This is a genomic window from uncultured Maricaulis sp., assembly GCF_963976135.1.
Lineage (GTDB): Bacteria > Pseudomonadota > Alphaproteobacteria > Caulobacterales > Maricaulaceae > Maricaulis.
Map to the genome: position 1 here is coordinate 1 of NZ_CAXBKN010000059.1, position 19,605 is coordinate 19,605.

Here is a 19,605-nt window from a genome sequence, read left to right on the forward strand (position 1 = left end):
CGACATTGGCGGCGCATATTCACCGCATCGTGCAGACCGGTGTCTCGCGTGCCGCCGCACCCTTATCGCGCACCGCTTAATCAGTAATTTAGTTCTTTCGGGCAACTCAATATTGCCAGTCCTTTGAGGTTCGTCATGCCGAGTGAAATTCTGCTGGGAGTCCGCATCCTGATCGTCGAAGACGTCGCTGCGACCCGTCGCCTGATCGCCCGCTTGCTCGGTGGTCTGGGGTGCCATGACCTGATCGAGGCCGATGGTGTCGAAGGCGCATGGCAACACCTCAATCGGCAAGATATTGATTTGATGCTGCTGGATTATGAGCTTCAAGATGGCACGGGTATCAGGCTGATGCAGGAATTGCGGGCCAATTCCGCCTCACCCAATCGCTCAGTCCCGACTATCATGCTGACCGGACATTCCGAGGCCGCCGTGGTCGAGGAATCGATTCGCGCCGGGGCCGATGGCTTCCTTGTGAAACCTGTCATGCCGGACAAGCTGGGTCGGCGAATTCTCGAAGTCCTGTCCAGTCGCAAAAGCGATATTGTCCGTGCCGCCGGGCGGGGGCCGAAGACCGAAGTGCAGTGGATCTAGAACGACCTGCCCTGGCGGCCTCATGCGTCGTCGAACACATCAGCCTCGATCACGGCGTCCAGCCCGGTCTCAAGATAATCACCCAGCATGGGCGCTCCGAGCAGATAGTCCGCCGTTGGTGAGCTGCGGCGTGCCTGGGCTTCCCTGACCGCAGCGACGAAATCACTGCCGTCAAAATCGCCGCGGCCGATCCAGTAGAGCGCGACCAGCTCGACCTGGCTTTCCTCATCCAGACAGTCGATCCAGTTCTTGATTTCATCGCGGATGGGGTCGCGATCACCCGTCAGCATCGTCTCGACCATATCAATCTCGGAACTGTCGGGGTCGGATTGAAAATCGTCGATCTGTTCCTTGCTGTCATAGGCCCGGGCCCGCAGGATCAGACTGCGGACTGATTTTTCTGCCATATTCATGGCCGGATCCTCTTCCTCAAATGCCGGCCCAGACTAGCACAAAGCGGATCAAACGAGAGTCGGCGATTTCGGATCGCCTTTGCCGGCGTCCCGGGGCGAAGACGTTAACCAGGCTAAGTCGTTGGAAACCTGTCCAGCGCTGCACAAACTGGCGCTCTGACCCCGTCGCTGCAGGCCGGAGCAAGACTTGGTTAAGGTCAAACGGGCAGACTTCAGGACATTAAGAGTTTCACCTCCGCTCAGTGAGAGCCCATGTCCGGCAGTTTCGACCGCATCCGTGTCCTGATCGTTGAGGACAATGCGCACATGTCGACAATCCTGCGCACCATCCTGCAAGGGTTTGGTGTCCGCACGATTATCGAGGTGCGTGATGCCGCCGATGCGTTTGAAACCATGCGTGACGTCAATCCGGATTTCGCTCTGGTCGACTATATGCTCGGCGATCTGAACGGGCTCGAATTCACCCGCCTGGTGCGCACCGCATCCGATAGTGCCAATAAATATCTGCCGATCATCATGGTCACCGGTCACACGGATCGCTCCAAGGTGATCGAGGCGATCAATGCCGGCGTGAATGAATATCTCGCCAAACCGGTTCGCCCGGTTGACCTGTTTCGCCGCATCTCGGCCCTGATCGAGCGGCCGCGCCGCTTTGTGAAGGCCCCGACCTATTTTGGCCCCGACCGCCGTCGCCGGCAGGACCCCCGGTTTTCCGGCCCCTGGCGCCGCTCGACCGATGATGAAGAGTCCGAGGCCTCCTGATCCGGGCGCTCAGCTGGATGCCGGGCCGTCAAGGGCCAATTCCTTGTAAATATTGAAAACGATGACCGCTTCTTCGGCACCGACGGCTTTGCGTTTTCGGATGATCGAGGCGAAATCTGCGTTATTGACCAGCAATTCCGGCCCGACCCTGACCAATTCCTCGCGCGTGACCAGGGCGGTGTCGCAACTCAGCGGTGCGCCGCAGCCTGAGCGGCAGCTGATCGCATCGGCCTCTGCCAGCATTTCGCCGAGCGCCCGGGCGGCATCACGATCGGCAATGAAAACCCGGCCATAGGGGTCGAACCCCACCGAATTGAGACGAAACAAAACTCCGCGGCCTTGTGCCATGGCTCCCTCCTTCAAGCGGAAACGGGATTGTACCCCTTTTGTTCCGCAATCTCAAGGCGAGAATCAAACCGCCGCGGCGATCAGGGATTTGATCTCGTCAGCCCGGGTGCACCAGCTGGTGACCAGGCGGGCGGACCCATCGGGCCATTGGTAGAAGCCGGCCCCGCCTGCACGCATCCGGGCCGCTACGGGCTCAGGAATGCGGGCAAAAATCTCATTACCATCAACCGGGTGCAGGATTTCAACGCCCGGGAGGCCCGCCAGGCCGGCGGCGAGTTCGGTCGCGCGGGCATTTGCCGCTCGCGCCAGATCGAGCCAGAGATCGCCGTCCAGCCAGGCCTCGAACTGGGCCGCCATGAAGCGCATCTTGGGCGCCATGTGCCCGCCGCGCTTCTGTCGCGCCTGCAGGGCCTCGAACCGGTCCAGGACGGACGGGAAGAGCACGACCGCCTCGGCGCCCAGTGCGCCATTCTTGGTCGCCCCGAAACACAGGGCGTCGACCCCGGCCTTCCAGGTCAGTTCCGCCGGAGTGCAGCCAAGGGAGACCAGCGCATTGGCGAAGCGCGCGCCGTCCATATGGATGAGGGCCGGGCGGTGTTTGAGGCGGTCTGCGCGCTCGGCGACTTCAGCGACTGTGTAGGCGGTGCCGCTTTCGGTCAGGTTGGACAGTGAAAGCACGCGCACCGGGCTGGTATGGACGAAGCCTTCGGGGATTTCGGCCAGGACCCGGTCCAGCGCGGAGAGTTCGATCTTGGCATGCGCGCCGGCGAGCGGGACCAGCTTGGCGCCACCGGTATAGAATTCCGGCGCGCCGCGCTCGTCACGATGGATATGGGCTTCGTCATGGCACAGGATGACGCCGTCAGCGGGACACAGGACGGAGAGCGCCAGGGCGTTTGATGCGGTTCCGGACACTGCAAACAGAACCTTGAGCTCGCATTCGAAGATCTCTCGCAGCCGGGCCTCAACGCGGGCCGATATCGCGTCCTGGCCATAGCTGGCTTCAAAACCGGTATTGGCGGCGCCGATCGCTTCGATCAGTTTCGGATGCGCGGGGGCGGTGGTGTCGGAGAGGAAGTTCATAGGAGGCAGAAGAAACCGGCTTGGCGTGGATCGTCAATCGCGAAACGCCGGGTCGGGATGGCGCGGCGGCAGGCTGTCGCGCATCTGGTCGGCGGAGGAGGTCGGGCGCTGGCTGGTATCGCCCAGGGTCGGCTGCCCGGACAGATCGGCCAGAGGCAGTCCACCGGCCTCGAATAATGCCCGCATTTGCTCCGGACTCATGCCGTGGCCGATCGCGGCCCGCAGCCCGGCTTCCAGATTGGCATCGCTGGCATAGCGCAGCATGGACAGTCCGTCCGGGTCAGGATCATCCGGGCATTGACCGGCTTCGCGGGTCGCCTCCGATGAGGTCAGGCAGAAAATCTCGCGGATGACAAACGGGGTTCCGGTCAGAGCCGCGCTCTCGGGGAGGGGGGCGATGGCATAATTGGCTAGGGCATTCGCACCGACGGCCTCCGGGCGATCAGGCAGCCTCATTTCATCGCTGCCGGGATCCGGCTCGGCCCGGTCCTCCTCTTCCTCCTCCTCCGCCGCATCGTCGGGTGTTTGTGGATCGGCGTCCCCATTGCGCGCCGCCGGCGGCAGGGGCGCAGGGTCGGGCGGCACCGCGACCGTTTCGGCGTCAGCTTCAGGCTGGGGCTCAGGCTCTGCCTGCAGCGCCGGTTCGGGTGTGACCTCGGCGACCAGCTGCAGATTGATGACATTGAGCGGCGGCGATTCGAGGCGCGGTCGCGGCACCAGCAGGATGGCGGCGAGCAGCGCGGCATTGGCCAGCAATGCCCCTGCCCAGGCGAGGACGCGGCGCGCAGGCACAAATGCGGGTCGGACGGCGGCCTGGCCCAAGTAACACTCCCAACAGCCCCCGCCGTGCGTCTATCGCTATCCGAGCCGGCGTCCGGACGCCAGCCCGCGACTATGACAATCCGGTAATCTGCGCCCCCGCCTATCGGCTTGCCCGTGCCCTCGGCGCGGCGCATTGTGCCTTGTGGGCGCGTAACCTCACGCCTGTCGAAGGAGACCTGCCCCATGACAAAGATTATTGCGGTCCTGCTCACAGCGGCCGGTCTGTGCGCCGCGCCGGCTCTGGGCCTCGACCATCACGGGGCCGATGCGGCGCCCGCACCGAGCTATCAGGAATGCGTCGCCGAATGGACCGCCTTCTTCGGCACCGACACCCAGTATGACGATGCCACCCGGGCCATCGCCATGGATGGTCTCTCCCCCGATGAACGGGCCCGCATGGAGACCTGCGACCAGATGCTCGATGGCGGCCGGGCCTTGCGCGGCGAATAGGCTGTCTGATCGGCCATGACGGAACGCTATTACGACAAGGGCATCGCTCCCAAGCTGACTCTCGGCTGTCCGCATTGCCGCGCCGGAGCCCGGTTCGAGAGCCTGTATGGCGATCTGCCGTTACCGGTGATGCTGGCCGACGGCAAGAATGGCACGAAGCTGTCCTGGGCCGGGCGGCTGAGCTGCCTCGTCTGCGGTCTCAACCGCACCCATGAGGTCGACTGGCCGCGCGAGGCTTTTTACCAGGTCGCGTATCGCGGCGAGATCCTGTGGGCCTTCGACCGTGCGATGATGGTGGATACCCTCGCCTATCTCACCGCCGGGGCAGACCGTGATGCCGTGCGGCGGAACAGTCCCTATGCGACTCGGCTGCTGCGCTTGCCGAAAACATTCCTCGCGGCGAAGGCGCGCGAGACGCTGGCGGCGAAAATTGAGGCCTTGCTCGCGCGAGGCTGAACTGGAAACGGGATACGCAGCCGGCGCGCGCCGGGCAAGGCTCCTCGCCTCCCTAGACCACCGCCCATTGGCGCATCAGGTTGTGATAGATTCCGGTCAGGCTGTTCAGCCGTGGATCATTGTCATCATGGTCCTGGCGAAGTTCCTGGATGGTGCGGTCGAGATCATAGAGCATTTCGCGCCGGGCGCCGTCCTGGACCATGCTCTGGATCCAGAAGAATGCGCTGATACGGGCCCCGCGTGTGACCGGGGTGACCTGGTGCAGGCTGGTCGCGGGGTAGAGGACGAGATCGCCGGCGGCGAGCTTGACCGGCTGGGCGCCATAACTGGTTTCGATCACCAGTTCGCCGCCGTCATAATCTTCCGGATCAGTCAGGAAGAGGGTGGCGGAAAGGTCCGTGCGCACCGTCATATTGGCGCGGTCGACATGCATGATGGCGCTGTCGATATGGGCGCCATAATGGCCGCCGCCGGCGTAGTTATTGAACATGGGCGGGTAGATTTTCTGCGGCAGGGCGGCGGAAATGAAGGTCGGATTGCGCCCGAGAATACCCAGAATGTGATTGCCGAGCGCGATTGCGGTGTCGCCGTTCTGGTCGAGCTGGCGATTGCGCTTGACCGCCTGGGAGACGGAGCCGGCCGAGGCCTTGCCGTCGACCCATTCCGCCTGGTCGAGCCGTTCGCGCAGGGCCTGGACGCCGGCCTGGTCGAGCACGTTTTCGATAATGATCAGCATGGCAAAAATCCGGTGCGGCCTGCGATGATGCCAGTCATCGGCAAGCCAGCTGCGGGTGTCAACCAGAGCCAGGGCACTGGCTGACACCCGCCAGGGGCTAGAAGGAGGAGATGAGGGTCAGGCGCACATTGCGGGCATCACCGATATAGGTGAAGGCACCGCTGCGATAAGCCGCCGTGTAGTAATTCTCGTCGGTGAGATTGCCGACATTCAGGCGCACGCTCGTCTGCTCGGTGAAGTCCCAGGTCGCGAAGGCGTCGAGCACCGTATAGGCCGGGATTTCATAGCTGCCGCCAGCGGAATCGGGCTGGCCCGAATACATTTCGCTGGAATAGGTGACGGCACCACCGAAGGAGAGTTGCGGCGTCGCCTGGTAGCGCAGCTGCAGATAGGCGCTGTTATCGGCGAAATTGCTCAATGTGCCACCGATCTGGGCGGCATTGACCGATTCCGTCACTTCCGAGGACATGAAGGCGGCGCCGAACTGGACCGAGAGCGCGTCAGTGAGATTGCCGACAAGGCCGAATTCGATCCCGGTGACCTGGTTCTCGCCGGTATTGAGCGTGCCGAGCACCTCGTAATCGCTGCCGACGCTTTCCATCACATTGCTCTTGGTGATCTGGAAGGCCGCGACGGTGAACAGGAGCTGGTCGTCAAAAAAGCTCCACTTGCTGCCGAGCTCGATATTGAGCGTGTCTTCCGGCTCGCTCAGCACGACCTGGTCCGGCGTGCCGCACAGCCCGCCATAACCACAACTGCCGCCGACATCGGATTCGCCGCCATTGATATTGCTCGAGGTCGAGAAGCTCAGATAGATATTGGCGTCTTCGGTGACATCATAGACCAGACCGATATGGCCATTCCACAATTCGTCGGAATAATCATAGGACGTGGTTGTGCCGCCCCGGGTCACGCCATTGGTATAATCGAAACTGTCCAGACGCACGCCCGCGAAGAGCGAGAGCTGGTCGGTCAGATCGACCGTGTCCATCGCGTAGAGCGAGAGCGTGTCGACATTATAGTCCGAATCCTCGGCGCCGCGGCTGATATCGCGGCCCATCAGCGTATTGAGATTGGCGACCGTATCGCCATTGGCGTCGAGGATGCAGTAATTGGGCGCCGCGCCACCACGGCCCGACGTGACGCAATTGGTCGCGCCGGTATTGGTGATGTCATAGACGCCATTGGTAACGCTGAGATCGGAATATTCGACGCCAAACACGAAGCTGTGCGACAGGCCGGCCAATTCAGTATCCCAGAAGGCATTGGCCTGGTCGACGAGATACTCGACTTCCTGCCAGCCCTGGTGGGTGCTCAGGCCGATCGTCGGTGCGCCGGGTGCATCGGGATCGGTCGCGTCGCGATCCGTGCCGCGCGCGCCGGTGACGACATAGCCGTTTTCCGTGGTGCCATAGCGCAACGCATTCTCGATGCGCAGATTGCCGGCCGGCTCCCAGCTTGTGCGGAAGGTGAAGACATTGACGGTGGATTCCAGGAAATCCTCATCCTGCAGATAGACCGGGATATCATCGACCGGCGCACCGCCACCGGGGATGATATAGGTCCCCAGATCGGTATCGCCCGACGCGTCGAGGAAATAATAATCGGCGACGAAGTTGAGCGTATCGCTCGCCTCGATGGCCAGTGACAGGGCGGCACCATTGCGTTCACGCTCGGCCGGGCCGCGATCGGGCACTTCCTCATAGGCGTGCAGGAGATTGGCGCGCAGGGCGATTGTGTCGCTGAGGGGCATGTTGGAATCGAGCGTGAAGCGACGATAGCCATCCGTGCCGATGCCGAGCTCGAAATTGTTGAAATCATACTCCAGACCGGCCTGTTTGGTGATCGAGTTGATGGCACCGCCGGTCGAGCCGCGCCCGGCAAAGGTCGAGCTCGGGCCCTTGGTGATCTCGATCTGCTCGACCGCAAAGCTTTCGCGGATCGTCATGCCCGGATCGCGCAGACCATCGACGAAGACATCGCTGCGCGCTTCATGGCCGCGGATGACATAGCGGTCGCCGAAGGCATTGCCGTTCTCGCCGGTGCCCAATGTGATGCCCGGCTGGCGGTCGAGGGTTTCGCGCAGGTCGGTGGTGCCCGCTTCCTGGATCGCCGTCTGGGTCAGCACGCTGATCGTCGCCGGGGTCTCCGCGATGGTTTCGGTACGGCGGCTGTCGCCGGAAATGCGCGCCTTGTAGGGCGCGCCGTCTTCTGCATAGGGATTGGTGTCGAGCGTGCGCTCTTCAATCCGCAGCGTGTCGAGCTCGAGCGTGCCTTCCTCACCCGACTGCTGCGCCATTGCCTGGCCGCCGAGCAGCATGGCCGAGGCGCCCAGCGCCAGCATGGCCTTGTGGCTGCCGGTCTTGGTCGGGGTGGGGTGGCGCAGGCTGACGGGGCGCCGGATGGCGGGGGATGTCTGGGTCATGAGTGTCTCCGGAAAATCAGTTGGTGATGAGGGAAAATTCGATGGGAAGCGTGATGGTGAGCCGTTCCAGCCCCATGGATTCGGGGATGGGCGGCAGGGGGCTGGCGCGCTGAAGCACGGCGAGGGCGGCCTGGTCGAGGCCTGCATGGCCAGAGCTTTCCGCCAGTTCCGCCGACAGAACATGGCCCTCGCGATCAATCGTGAAACGGACGCGGACAATGCCTTCGACATGCGCGCGCATCAGTTCGGGCGGATAGACGCGATGCTCGACCAGGGCCGCCATCAGGGCGCGGATATAGTCCTGCTGCTCGCGCGCCGCGCGGCGCCCTTCACGGCCGGAACGGGCACCCCGGCTGGCGGAGGGCTCCTGGCTGGTCGCCTCGGTAGCGGCCGGCCCGGTCTGCTGCGTGCTGCCCGGCTCGTTATGGGCGTCTGTGGCGGCGGCGGGATCAGGCGGGGTCCCGGAATCGGGCAGGGGCTCGACCGGTTCGGCGGGTTCCGGCTCCGGTTCGGGCTCAGGCTCCGGTTCGGGTTCGGGTTCGGGACGGGGCGGCGGTGTGGGGCGGACCGGTTCCGGGCGCGGCTGGGCCGGTTCCGGCAGGACCGTGTCCGACACGGCATCGACTGGCACCAACTCGGTCTCGACCGGCTGAGGCACCGGCCTGGGTTCCGGCGCGGGCGGGGTGAAGCGGACCAGATTGACCTGGCGCATCGCTGCCGGCGCGGCCGTTTCGGCGCCGCCCTCCGGTACGGCAGGACCAGCGGAGGCGGACAGCAGGAGAATGGCTGTCAAACCGGCAGCATGCAGCAGGATAGCGGCAAGAAGGGCGGAGAGCTTATCCATCGGCAGGCGTCTCGCGGGCCGTGATCAGCAAAATCCCCTGTGAACCGGCGCTCTCATAGGCGCGCAAGATCTCATTGATCCGGGCACCGGACGCCTCGACATCGGCGAACAGGACGCCGCGCCCCTCGATCAGCGTGCCGGTAATGTCTGTAATTTCAACGGTGTCGCCGCGAAACGCCAACCGCCCGTCGGCGGCAAGATAGAGCCAGTCGGCGGGGGCAAATTCGACATCATCAAAACTGACCGCCTGGGTCGGCGCCATGATCGATTTCTCGATCGGCGATTGCATACTGCCGGCCATCAGGAAAAAGATGAGCAAAAGGAAGACGATATTGATGAGCGGCAAGGCCGCCTCGACGGGCGGCCGGCGCGTATCATGGCGCGCGATGAAATCGGCCCCGCTACTCATGGCTGCGGTGCCTCGCCAGCCAGGCCGAAACTGACATCATGGCCGCGCTCGATCAGCCGGGTCTGAAGGTCGATCGCATCGCCAAGCCTAGCCGTATCGGCAATGCCGAGCACGACCGGATTGACGAGGCTCTCGGGCAGGGCCGACAGCGCCGCCTCGCAGGACATGTCGATCTGGCGCAGACGGCAGGCGCCGTCACCGGCAATGGTGATGATCCAGTGGTCCTGATTGTCCTGCACCGGCGCCGTCGTGGTCGTCACCACCGTCATCGGCACTTGCTGATACTCGCTGAATTGCACCACAAGCATGAAGAAAATCAACAGGATGAACACGACATCGATCAGCGGTGTCAGGCCGGTGGCGGGTTTGCGCCGTGTGGTGGATTCGGGGATCATCGCGCCGGCCCTAGCTGGCGGAACCGGCGCGCTCACTGGCGCGCAAGGCATTGGAGATCCGCGCCAGAAGCGCATTCATCGCGATGCGGGCATTCTCCAGGCCGCGATCAAAATGGTGCCAGGCGATCAGCGCCGGCAGCGCCACGATGAGACCGGCAGCGGTCGTCAGCAGGGCTTGCCAGATACCGCCGGAAAGGACAGAGGGATCAATCTGGCTGCCCGCCATTTCCAGCTGTTTGAAGGCCTCGATCATGCCGAGCACCGTGCCCAGCAAGCCCAGTAGCGGTGCCGCGCCGGCAATGACTTCGAGCAGGCGCATGCCGGTGCGCAGATCATTCAATTGCCCGGTCGCCATTATGGTCAGCTCGTCGAGGATGTCCTGGCGCGGCGTGCCGGCGCGGCGCAGCTTGCTCGCATTTGCTGCCAGCACCTCATAAGGCGTGCGCGCGACGCTGCCCTCGGGACCGAGTGCCGTGGCGAGCAGGGCCTCGGTCCGGCGCGGGTTGAGGGGCAGTCTCGCCGCGGAATGCCGTGCAAAAACATAGAGAATAGCCGCGATCGAGACGACTGACCCGACGGCCAGAATCCAGATCACCCAACCACCTTGCACCAGCCAAACCGGAACCAGATCCATCGCCATACGCCTGCCCTCAACCCGTGGAGTTTGTGAATGCGAATAAGTCGCATTATCGGATTGGGGTCAAGTTTCGTCTTCACCGGCAGGTGTTGTCGGAGAGTGGAATTCTGCAGACGCGGTATTCAAGCCACAGTGCGGCTCAAGGCGCGGCGAAGGTCTCTGCCAGTTCGACCGGGCTCGCATCGACGCGTTCAGCCCAGACCACATAGCGTAGAGGCCCCGGCGTGATCGCGCCGAAGGGCCAGCAGGTCACCAGTGCCAGCCGCGGCGGACCAGCCTCGGGCTCAATGCCCGAGCGGGCGGCGTCAACGATTTCCATGCGGGTGACGCGGTAGGCGATCTGTTCGCTGGCGGTGGTTTCCAGCATCACGGTGTCGCCGACGCCCAGCTCCCTGAGGAATTGGAAATGCGTGTCGCGGTGGGCGGCGATGATGGCCGTGCCCGGCTCGCCGGGCGTCGCCGACACCGTGAGCAGGGCGGGACCGAAGGCGAGGGCCTCGCCGCCGGCTTCGGCGAGCACGATGGCGTGCGCCCCGAGGGAAGGGACGGAGAGCCGGGCCACGGGCCAGGTATCGGCCCAGGGCCATGGTGTGGCCGCGATCTCTCCGTCGATCGCACGCGTCCAGGCCCTTGCGAGCAGGATTTGCGCGAACTCCGCTTTCGCGGTCAGGAAAAGGCCCTGACCGAAGATCGCGGCGCCGATGATGAGCACCAGCGCCGCGATGATGGTTTGGCCCCTCACCACAGGCGGCGCTCGCGATTGGCGATCAGCCAGATGAGGGCGATCAGCATCATCAGGCCGCCGAGCCACATCAGCAGTTCGCGCGGCGTTGCTGTGGCGGGCAGTGGAATGCCATCAGCGTCGAGCGGTATGGCATCGGGGTCATGACCGGGGCGCAGGCGGGCGAGCGTGGCCGGGTCGAGGGCGGCGTGCTGGACGGGGGCGATGCGATCATCCATCACCGCCTCGAAATCCCAGCCATGCGGCACCATGAGCGGCACATCGCGCTGGACGAGTTGATCGCCAACCGGGCGCGCCGGGGTCGCATCGACGGCCACCAGGCTGGTCAGCCGGGTGACAAGGTGGAAGTCGAGCGCAGTCTCCAGCACCGAGGCATCGATGGCAGACGGTGTGGCACCCTGAAACCGCATCTCCTCCAGCGCGCGAATGCGGTTGCGGGCCCAGAGCGTGGCCACACCTCTGGCGGGGCGGGCCTCGGACAGCGGGATGTTCTGCTGCCAGACCGAGCCGGCGAGCTCACCCTCAAGACGCATTGCGCCTTCGGGCCCGGCCAGGCGCGCGGTCAGCAGAACCGGCTCGCCATAATAGAGATCGGGCAGAGGCGCCGGCCAGATCTCGCTCAGCGCACCGGCCGGGAAGAGGGCGTCGAGACCGGTCATGACCGGGCGCTCCAGCGCCGTGAACAGGCGCTCCATTTCGCCGGCCACTTCATTGACATCGCCGATATGGGTGAAGGTGCCGCGGCCGAGCCGGGCGGCGCGGCTCATGAAATAGGTGTTCGGCGCCGAGCCGATCCCGACCGGGAAGAGCCGCGAGCGGCCGAGGCCCTGATCGATGGCGGCGAAGAGTTCGGCCTCATTGCCGATGGCGCCATCGGTCAGGAAGACCAGCTGGCGCACTCGCGCGGTGTCTTGCGGGGTGTCATCGATAAGGGCGGCCTCTAGCGCCGGCAGCATCACGGTGCCGCCTTCAGCCTCCAGCCTAGAGGCAAAGCGCCGGGCCTGGGCGATGTTGGAAGGCGTGGCATCGACGGCGGCAGGGAAGAGGCGTTCCATCGTATTGTCGAAGCGGATCAGGTTGAAGCGGTCGCCCGGCTCGAGTCTGTCGAGGGCCGCCACGAGGGCCTCGCGGGCCTGGCGCATGGAGGTGCCGGCCATGGAGCCGGAATTGTCGATCACGAAAATCGTCTCGCGCGGCCGTCGCGGTGTCTCGGCATCGAGTGTGGCGGGCGGAAGAATCTGGGCCAGGAGATAGGTCTGGCCATCACGTTCTTCGGTGAACAGCGCCGCGCTGGGGGCCGTCTCGTCGGCCGGGCGCCAGGTGAGGACGAAGTCACGATTGGCGGGGATGGGGCCATCGGCGAGCGTGATCACGGCATGGCCGGGCTCGGAGCGATCGACGAGGGTGGCGTGATACCGACTGGCGACGGGGCCGAGATCGAAGCCGGGCAGGAGATCGGCATGGATGGTCACCGGCAGGCGCAGATATTCGCCCGGCTCGGCCGAGGGGTGCATCAGCGGCGGCGTGATCCGCATCGCATCGGCAAGGGTCGCCATCTGCTCGCCGCCATCGGAGGCGAAGACAAAACCCTCGGGCTGCGGGATATAGCGCGGCGTGATCGCCAGCGGCACGCGCAGCTCGAATGTGCCATCATTCAGCCGGGCGACGTCCTGGTATTCGATCTGGACGATAATCGTCTCGCCGGGACCGATATTGGCCACCGATGTGGTGAACATGTTGGGACGTTCCTGCTCGACCAGGCTGGCGCGCTGGCCATTCGCGCGGGCGGTCTCATAGATCTGGCGGGCCTGCTCGCGCTCCTGGATCTCGCCTTCAATGAAACGGTCACCGATCTGCATGCGCAGCCGGTCGACACCGCTATCCTCCGGCATGGGGAAGACATAGGTGCCCTCGACCCAGGCAGCGGACGGGTTCTCAAAGCGTTGGGTGACGACCGCGCGCACAATCGGCCCGGCAATGTCGAGCCGGATGTCGGTGGCGACCAGCGGTGCCGGGACGTAGAGCCCGCCCTCCACGGTCTTGAGCAGGAGTGCGCCCTCATTGATCTCGCTGAGGCGGACCATGCCGGCCTGACTGATTTCGGCCGGTGTCAGCCCGGTCGGCGTGGGGGCTGTGTCAGCGTGCGCTTCCGACCAGAAGAAGAGGCTGGCGCCGAAAACGGCGATAGCGGTGATGAGTCCCAGCCAGGCCTGTCCGCCAGCGGGTCTGCGCGAGTGTCCGGATGCCATTTCTCTTCCCCTGTGTCATGACCGGCCACTCGCTATACGTGTTCAAGGCGAGCGACCGGCCTCCCTGTCCAAGGTCAGGCTGGGCCGCGAATTTGCGCGCCAGAGGGCCGGTTTGCGGCCATTGCGGGGAGAAATGGGGCGATGTCTGGGCGTGCCACCAGGTGTTGCATCGCAGCAATTTCCTGCAAGTTTTTGCGGCAGGCGCGGGAATTTGCGCATTTCTCTCTGCGGCGGGGATTGGCGCGTGCAGATACGGGGACTAGGTTTGCGCAACACCAATCACCCGATTCAGGACACTCCCGATGACTTTTGTGCCTTCCGCCGCGCTGCAGCGCGTCAAGCCGTCCGCGACCCTCGCCGTGACCCAGAAGGCGCGCGACCTGAAGGCAAGGGGCGTTGATGTCATTTCGCTCGGAGCTGGCGAGCCGGATTTCGACACGCCCGATCACATCAAGCAGGCCGCTATCGACGCGATCCAGCGCAATGAAACCCGTTACACGGCAGTTGATGGCATTGCGGAGTTGAAGGACGCGATTATCAAGAAATTCCGCCGCGATAATGCGCTCGAATACACTGCAGCACAGGTCCATGTCGCACCGGGCGGCAAGCCGGTGATCTTCAATGCCTTCGCTGCCACGCTCAATCCGGGTGATGAAGTCATCATTCCCGCGCCGTATTGGGTGACCTATCCTGAAGTCGTGCGCCTGCTCGGTGCTGAAGCGGTGTGCGTGAAGACGGATATTGGCAATGGCTACAAGATCACCGCGGACGAGCTCGCCGCCGCGATCACGCCGAAGACACGCTGGCTGATCCTCAACTCGCCCTCAAACCCGACTGGCATGGGCTATACCGCCAGCGATCTGCGCGGGTTGGCCGATGTCCTGCTGAAGCATCCGCAGGTCTGGATCATGACTGACGATATGTATGAGCACATCGTCTATGGAGACTTCAAATTTGCCACAATGGCCGAGGTTGAGCCGCGGCTCCATGACCGCACCTTGACGATGAATGGGGTTTCAAAGGCCTATTCGATGACCGGCTGGCGGATTGGTTATGCGGCCGGCCCGGTCGAGCTGATCAATGGCATGCGCAAGGTGATCTCGCAGACAACCTCCAACCCATGCTCGATCAGCCAATGGGCGGCCGTGGCTGCGCTCAATGGTGATCACAGCTTCCTGGAAGCGCGCAATGGGGCTTTCCTGCGGCGCCGTGATCTTGTGCTTGAATGGGTCAATCAGTGCGAGGGGCTGGTCGCGCCGACACCGGAAGGGGCGTTTTACGTCTTCGCCGATTGTACCGGGGTGATCGGCAAAACGGCGCCGGACGGCACAGTGATCAATAATGACAATGATTTCTGCTCGGCCCTTCTCGATGCCGAAGCTGTCGCGGTCGTGCCGGGGGTCGCCTTCGGGCTTGAGCCGGGTTTCAGGATTTCCTACGCGACGTCAGATGATCTTCTCAAGGAGGCGGGGGTGCGGATCAAGCGTTTCTGCGCTGCCCTGGTTGCGAAATAGAGAAAATCTATTGCTCCGCCAATGTTTCCTGATTGGAATTATGTGGTGGGGTCAGGCAAGTTGGTTTCAGACACAGCGGCCACCGCCGCAGGTGACAAGAGGAGATAGATCATGAGCATCAATATGGGCCTTACAGACGATCAGCGCACGGCCATGGCCAATGCCGTGACGGCAGTCTTGGCAGATACTTATGCGCTGTATTTCAAGACGCATGTCTACCATTGGAATGTCACCGGACCGCGTTTTCACGATCTGCATCTCCTGTTCGAGCAGCAGTATAACGAGCTCTGGCTGGCGACAGATGACATCGCCGAGCGCGTCCGCGCACTCGATTTCAAGGCACCGGCCTCCTACGCCGCGATGGCCGCGGCCGCGGCCGTCAATTCCGAGGGCAAGGCCCAAAAAGCCGATGTGATGATCGCCGATCTGTTGCGCGGTCACGAGGCCGTTGTCGCCACGATCCGCAAGGCATTGGAACTGGCAGCCGAGCATGGCGATGATGCCACGGCGGATGTGCTGAGCCCCCGCCTCACCGCACATGAGAAATATGCCTGGATGCTGCGTTCGACCCTGGGCTGATCCCGCCTCGTGACCGCGACCGAATACAAAGATGCCCCGGCCGACTGGCCGGGGCAGTTTCGTGTCTGGGCTCGGGGAAGCCTGAAATGAGGGCGCCGGACCCGGGGGGAGGGGAGGGTCCGGCGCAATTTGCATACCTCACGGGGAGGAGGGGTATGCGAATCCCATTGAAGGGAAGGAGGCGGTGTCGCCACCGCGTCTGTGGGAGCTATATGCGTGATGTTGCACTGCAGCACCAGACGCGATCCGGCATATTGGCCATGCAAAAATGAAGCATCGAATTGAATGACCCATGCAGAAGCCTGAGGGCTTGGCTGTACCCGGCATCACCAGCGCCTGCGTCCCGGTGAAACTCGCGCCGCGGGGCATGCAGGGCCGAGCCTGTCGGGCTCAGCTTTCCCAGCGGCGCGCCTGTTCAATCAGGAAGTCGCGGAAGGCAATAATGCGCCGCGAGCCACGCAATTCGCTGGGATAGACGAAATAGACCTCAAAATTCGGACCGTCGAGATCAGGCAATATGCGCTGAAGCCCGCTGTTCTCGCGGGCCACATAATCGGGCAGGGCGCCAATGCCCATGCCGGCCTCAATCGACTTCATCACACCATGGATTGTATTGACCTCGATCACCGCGGGCCGCTGGGGCTGCCCTTCCGCCCGGCCGACCTTGGCGGCCCAGTCAAGGCCGGGGATTGGCGCCAGCTGGGGCGGGCCGTAATGGATGATCGAGTGGGTGTCGAGGTCAGAGGCGTTGGCGGGGGCCTGGTGCCGCTTGAGATAGTCGGCACTGGCGTAGAGGTGTTGATTTACACTGAGCAATTTGCGCTGCACCAGATCATTCTGTGTTGATGGCCAGGGTCGAATCCCGACCTCGGCCTCAAGGCCAGCGAGGTCGAGCTCGTGATCATCGAGCATCAGACGAATGCGGATTTGTGGAAACCGGTTATGGAATTCGCCCAGGCGCGGGGCCAGCCAGATTGCGCCGAGCGCCATCGGCGCCGTTACCTTCAGCTCACCACACGGCTCGTCACGAGCATCCTGCACGCGGGCCTCGGCGATCGCGGCCTTGGCGGCAATCTCCTTGGCGGCCTCGAACAGAAGATTGCCGGGCTCGGTCCGGATAAGCCCGCGGGCATGCCGGTGGAAAAGTGAGGCGCCCAGATCATCCTCAAGCGCCGCAATCTGACGGCTGACGGCTGATTGTGACAGGCCGAGCATCTCGGCGGCCCGGGTCAGGGATCCGGCCTGTGCAGCTGCATGAAAGGTTTTCAGTTTGTCCCAGTCCATGCGCCGCAGTCTCCCCGCCACCATTCCCGATATGGGCAGTCTACAGGCAGGACGCCGCGGGGTGAAAGCCTCCCCTGCCGCTGGACCGGTATCAGCTAAGCCAGGCTAGTCTTCCGGGGTTTGGGCCGGCGCGCTACTGGCCGGACGCAGACGCAATGGATTGCCGTTCGGATCGGTCGGAATATCGACCGTTCGGACCTCTCCATAGCGGCCTTCGCGCATCAATTCCAGCCGCCGCTCCTGGACCGCATTCATCAGAATCAAGCCATTGCTGGGCAGCGAGGTGCAGCTGAGCGGGGCCGCGATGGCGTCGGAACGCGGGGCCCCTTCAATCGTCGTGGAATACATCAACGCCGCACCGCCCGTGCCGGTGCAACGGGTTGAGCCATTGATGAGATCGGCGATGTGCCAATCCTCGACCGAGGTTCGCAGTGGGCGGATATCATTGACCTGTTCAGCCGTTTCCTCATTCGCAAAACGATTGAGGTGGGCCCGCAGATCGGTGTCGAAATTGGGGAAGAAGCGGCCCGCTTCGCGATAGATATGCGAGACACGCAATTCAGTCCGGGCGACTTCGACGCCGCGCAGCGAGTTGACGAATTCCGTCGCATTGCGGTCGAGCTGGCCCCAGACCCGCGCGCCATCATAGGCGTCACGCGGCAATTCCGGGCCGCCGATGGCGCCGTTGAAGAAGCCGTAAATGACCCGCGGATCATCCCATTGGGCGTAAACGATACGCAGGCGAATATCATTCAGGCTGAGCGGCACGCCGTTCACGGTGAGGATCTTGGCCTCGAACACATTCTCGCGGCTGCCATGGGCGCGCATCGAATCGATGCGGGTGACCGGGTATTCCAGCATGATCTGTTCAATGATCGCGACATTGTGCAAATTGAACCAATAGGCCAGCTGTTCGTTGCTGCTCAGGCTGGCCAGGTCGATCTGGTCGGGCAGGGCTTCAAGGTCTTCGCGGTAGAATGTGATCGCCTGACGATACTCGTCCGACATCATGTTGTAGGCGACGCGATTGGCCTCGAACCGGTAACGCGACTCGTTGGAGGTCAGCGCCCGGCTGCCGGTCAGCTGTGTTCTCCGGCGCTCGGGAATACGGTCCATCACGGGCACATTGAGAACGAAATCATGTAGCAAGTCGGTCCAGACTGTGAAATCGACATGCCGTCGCGAGCCATCATCGAATTCGGCGAATTGCCGGAAATCGGCGGCGGGCTGGGCGAGGGCCGGTACGCTCGCAACGGAGCTCAACAGGGCGACCGCCAAGCTGCTGATAATCACTTTACGCATGATAGTCCCTCGTCCTGTTTTCACTTTGACCCTAGACACTTGTGAGTTGAGTGGAAATTACACAACCATGACGTCGCGGTAAGGGGGATAGGTGGATGCCCCGTCCCCTGCGCCCTGATCGCCAGTGTCATGCCGGGTGCCTAGACGTTGATGTTTCTCATGCCGGTTTCCGGATAGCGGGCGCCCTTCACCCGCGCGGCGAGCCCTTCCAGGCGTGCGATCTGCGCGCTCGTGATCGTCAGCCCGGCGGCGCCAAGATTGCCGTCGAGATTGGACCGCTTTGTGGTGCCCGGGATCGTGACGACATGCTCACCCCGGCCCAGAACCCAGGCCAGTGCCACCTGTGCCGGGCTCGCCTTGAGCGCTTCGGCGATGGTTTTGACTTCCTCGACGAGCGCGAGATTGGCTTCGTAGGCCTCGTCACCATAGCGCGGTTGATAGGCGCCGGAGCGATAGTCATTCTGCGGCCGGTTCTCCCGCGTGAAGCGGCCGGTGAGGAAGCCGCGACCGAGCGGCGAGTAGGCGACCAGCGTGGCGCCAATTTCCCGGACCGCTGGCAGGGGGCCGTCTTCGATATCGCGGCTGAACAGGGAATACTCCGATTGCAGGGCGCTGATCGGATGGACGGCGTTGGCGCGCTTGAGCGTTTCCGCCGAGGCTTCCGAGAGACCAAGGGCGCGGACCTTGCCTTCAGCGACCAGTTTGGCCATCGCCCCGACCGTCTCCTCGATCGGCCGGCTCTGATCCATCCGGTGCAGATAGTAGATGTCAACATGATCGGTCTGGAGAAACCGCAGGGATTCCTCGATGGCTGCGCGCATATTGTCTTCAGAACCGTCGACACCGGTCAGGGCACCGGTCTCGCGGTCGCGCGTCGGCCCGAATTTCGTGGCGATCACGACGCGGTCCCGCCGATCCTTGAATGCTTCGCCGAGCAGGCGTTCATTGGCACCCATGCCATAGAGCTGGGCGGTGTCGAAATGATTGACCCCGGCATCGACCGCACCCTGGAGCAGGGCGATCGCTTCGGCGGTTTCCGTGGCTGGTCCATAGAATTCCGACAGGCCCATACAGCCCAGGCCGATGGCATTGACCGAAATGCCGGATTGTCCGATTTGGCGCGTGATCATGGCGTCTTCCTCTTGGTGGGTGGGCTTCAGGCGCATTGCTCCAATACCGGACAATGGTGTCCGCTCCCGGTCAAGCCGAGGGAAGCCTACTCCTGGCTGGCCAGATAGCGTTCCGCCTCAAGCGCCGCCATGCAGCCCATTCCGGCTGCGGTGACAGCCTGGCGATAGATGTCGTCGGTGACGTCGCCGGCCGCAAACACGCCCGGGATCGAGGTTTTGGGCGTACCCGGCTCGGTGACCAGATAGCCGCCCTGCTTGGTTTCCAGCTGCTCCAGGAAGAGCTCGGTCGCGGGCGCATGGCCGATGGCAACGAAAAAGCCATGAGCCGGGATATCGCTGACCACATCGGTCTTGAGATTGCGGATCCGAACACCGGTGACGCCCGGCGGGTCCATTTCGCCGAGCACTTCCTCGACCTGGGAGTCCCAGATCAC

The 19,605-nt window shown here is 63.4% G+C and carries 22 protein-coding genes; 6 read left to right on the forward strand and 16 right to left on the reverse strand.

From position 1 onward, the window contains the following. The first annotated feature begins 135 nt into the window (after nt 1–135). A complete protein-coding gene (locus AAC023_RS09175; RefSeq protein ID WP_339740403.1) occupies nt 136–591 on the forward strand; it encodes a response regulator in 456 nt (151 codons plus the stop codon). Nucleotides 592–611: 20 nt separating this feature from the next. Here the strand turns inward: AAC023_RS09175 and AAC023_RS09180 are convergent, their stop codons facing one another. Continuing rightward, nucleotides 612–1,004: a DUF3775 domain-containing protein gene (locus AAC023_RS09180; RefSeq protein ID WP_339740405.1), complete on the reverse strand. Its 393-nt coding sequence runs from the start codon at nt 1,002–1,004 to the stop codon at nt 612–614. 252 nt (nt 1,005–1,256) lie between these two features. Between AAC023_RS09180 and AAC023_RS09185 the strand changes: the two genes are divergently transcribed. Then, complete coding sequence (locus AAC023_RS09185; RefSeq protein ID WP_339740407.1) at nt 1,257–1,766, forward strand: response regulator; 510 nt, start codon at nt 1,257–1,259, stop codon at nt 1,764–1,766. Between the two features lie 9 nt (nt 1,767–1,775). On the opposite strand, the gene AAC023_RS09190 is transcribed toward AAC023_RS09185, so the two are convergent. The 3 genes from AAC023_RS09190 to AAC023_RS09200 form a co-directional block, all read right to left on the reverse strand. Beyond that, nucleotides 1,776–2,114 carry a hypothetical protein gene (locus tag AAC023_RS09190; RefSeq protein WP_339740409.1) on the reverse strand — a complete coding sequence of 113 codons (339 nt, stop codon included), beginning with the start codon at nt 2,112–2,114 and terminating at the stop codon, nt 1,776–1,778. Nucleotides 2,115–2,177: 63 nt separating this feature from the next. Then, the gene (locus AAC023_RS09195; protein ID WP_339740411.1) at nt 2,178–3,197 is read right to left on the reverse strand and encodes a beta-eliminating lyase-related protein; all 1,020 of its coding nucleotides are present in this window, start codon (nt 3,195–3,197) and stop codon (nt 2,178–2,180) included. Between the two features lie 33 nt (nt 3,198–3,230). After that, nucleotides 3,231–3,989: a hypothetical protein gene (locus AAC023_RS09200; protein WP_339740413.1), complete on the reverse strand. Its 759-nt coding sequence runs from the start codon at nt 3,987–3,989 to the stop codon at nt 3,231–3,233. A gap of 213 nt (nt 3,990–4,202) precedes the next feature. Between AAC023_RS09200 and AAC023_RS09205 the strand changes: the two genes are divergently transcribed. Both AAC023_RS09205 and AAC023_RS09210 read left to right on the forward strand, forming a co-directional pair. Next, on the forward strand, nt 4,203–4,469 hold the full coding sequence (locus AAC023_RS09205; RefSeq protein WP_339740414.1) for a hypothetical protein: 267 nt from the start codon (nt 4,203–4,205) through the stop codon (nt 4,467–4,469). Nucleotides 4,470–4,484: 15 nt separating this feature from the next. Beyond that, nucleotides 4,485–4,925 carry a hypothetical protein gene (locus tag AAC023_RS09210; protein ID WP_339740416.1) on the forward strand — a complete coding sequence of 147 codons (441 nt, stop codon included), beginning with the start codon at nt 4,485–4,487 and terminating at the stop codon, nt 4,923–4,925. A gap of 52 nt (nt 4,926–4,977) precedes the next feature. Here AAC023_RS09210 and AAC023_RS09215 read toward each other — a convergent pair whose 3' ends face one another. The 8 genes from AAC023_RS09215 to AAC023_RS09250 all read right to left on the reverse strand — a co-directional run bounded on the left by AAC023_RS09215 (nt 4,978) and on the right by AAC023_RS09250 (nt 13,362). Continuing rightward, a complete protein-coding gene (locus tag AAC023_RS09215; RefSeq protein WP_339740418.1) occupies nt 4,978–5,661 on the reverse strand; it encodes a Fe2+-dependent dioxygenase in 684 nt (227 codons plus the stop codon). 97 nt (nt 5,662–5,758) lie between these two features. Then, nucleotides 5,759–8,086, reverse strand: a complete 2,328-nt coding sequence (locus AAC023_RS09220; protein ID WP_339740421.1) for a TonB-dependent siderophore receptor — start codon at nt 8,084–8,086, stop codon at nt 5,759–5,761. A gap of 16 nt (nt 8,087–8,102) precedes the next feature. Further along, nucleotides 8,103–8,930, reverse strand: coding sequence for an energy transducer TonB (locus AAC023_RS09225; protein WP_339740423.1), 828 nt, complete (start codon nt 8,928–8,930; stop codon nt 8,103–8,105). Then, nucleotides 8,923–9,339: a biopolymer transporter ExbD gene (locus AAC023_RS09230; RefSeq protein WP_339740425.1), complete on the reverse strand. Its 417-nt coding sequence runs from the start codon at nt 9,337–9,339 to the stop codon at nt 8,923–8,925. Before AAC023_RS09230 ends, AAC023_RS09225 begins: the two co-directional genes overlap by 8 nt. Beyond that, the gene (locus tag AAC023_RS09235; RefSeq protein WP_339740426.1) at nt 9,336–9,734 is read right to left on the reverse strand and encodes a biopolymer transporter ExbD; all 399 of its coding nucleotides are present in this window, start codon (nt 9,732–9,734) and stop codon (nt 9,336–9,338) included. The genes AAC023_RS09230 and AAC023_RS09235 overlap by 4 nt, the downstream gene beginning before the upstream one ends. Before the next feature lie 10 nt (nt 9,735–9,744). After that, nucleotides 9,745–10,374, reverse strand: coding sequence for a MotA/TolQ/ExbB proton channel family protein (locus AAC023_RS09240; protein ID WP_339740427.1), 630 nt, complete (start codon nt 10,372–10,374; stop codon nt 9,745–9,747). A gap of 136 nt (nt 10,375–10,510) precedes the next feature. Beyond that, nucleotides 10,511–11,113, reverse strand: coding sequence for a class GN sortase (locus AAC023_RS09245; RefSeq protein ID WP_339740428.1), 603 nt, complete (start codon nt 11,111–11,113; stop codon nt 10,511–10,513). Continuing rightward, nucleotides 11,110–13,362 (reverse strand): marine proteobacterial sortase target protein, encoded by a 2,253-nt coding sequence (locus tag AAC023_RS09250; protein ID WP_339740430.1) that lies wholly within the window; start codon nt 13,360–13,362, stop codon nt 11,110–11,112. The genes AAC023_RS09245 and AAC023_RS09250 overlap by 4 nt, the downstream gene beginning before the upstream one ends. A gap of 302 nt (nt 13,363–13,664) precedes the next feature. On the opposite strand from AAC023_RS09250, the gene AAC023_RS09255 reads away from it, so the two are divergent. After that, on the forward strand, nt 13,665–14,876 hold the full coding sequence (locus AAC023_RS09255; protein WP_339740432.1) for a pyridoxal phosphate-dependent aminotransferase: 1,212 nt from the start codon (nt 13,665–13,667) through the stop codon (nt 14,874–14,876). Nucleotides 14,877–14,987: 111 nt separating this feature from the next. Then, nucleotides 14,988–15,455 carry a Dps family protein gene (locus tag AAC023_RS09260; RefSeq protein ID WP_339740434.1) on the forward strand — a complete coding sequence of 156 codons (468 nt, stop codon included), beginning with the start codon at nt 14,988–14,990 and terminating at the stop codon, nt 15,453–15,455. A gap of 390 nt (nt 15,456–15,845) precedes the next feature. Here the strand turns inward: AAC023_RS09260 and AAC023_RS09265 are convergent, their stop codons facing one another. The 4 genes from AAC023_RS09265 to AAC023_RS09280 all read right to left on the reverse strand — a co-directional run. Continuing rightward, nucleotides 15,846–16,739, reverse strand: a complete 894-nt coding sequence (locus tag AAC023_RS09265) for a LysR family transcriptional regulator (RefSeq protein ID WP_339740436.1) — start codon at nt 16,737–16,739, stop codon at nt 15,846–15,848. 105 nt (nt 16,740–16,844) lie between these two features. Next, a complete protein-coding gene (locus AAC023_RS09270) occupies nt 16,845–18,041 on the reverse strand; it encodes a DUF547 domain-containing protein (RefSeq protein ID WP_339740438.1) in 1,197 nt (398 codons plus the stop codon). A gap of 140 nt (nt 18,042–18,181) precedes the next feature. After that, nucleotides 18,182–19,171, reverse strand: a complete 990-nt coding sequence (locus AAC023_RS09275; protein ID WP_339740440.1) for an aldo/keto reductase — start codon at nt 19,169–19,171, stop codon at nt 18,182–18,184. Between the two features lie 86 nt (nt 19,172–19,257). Then, nucleotides 19,258–19,605 (reverse strand): FAD-dependent oxidoreductase (locus AAC023_RS09280; protein ID WP_339740442.1); only part of this gene is annotated, 348 nt, incomplete at its 5' end.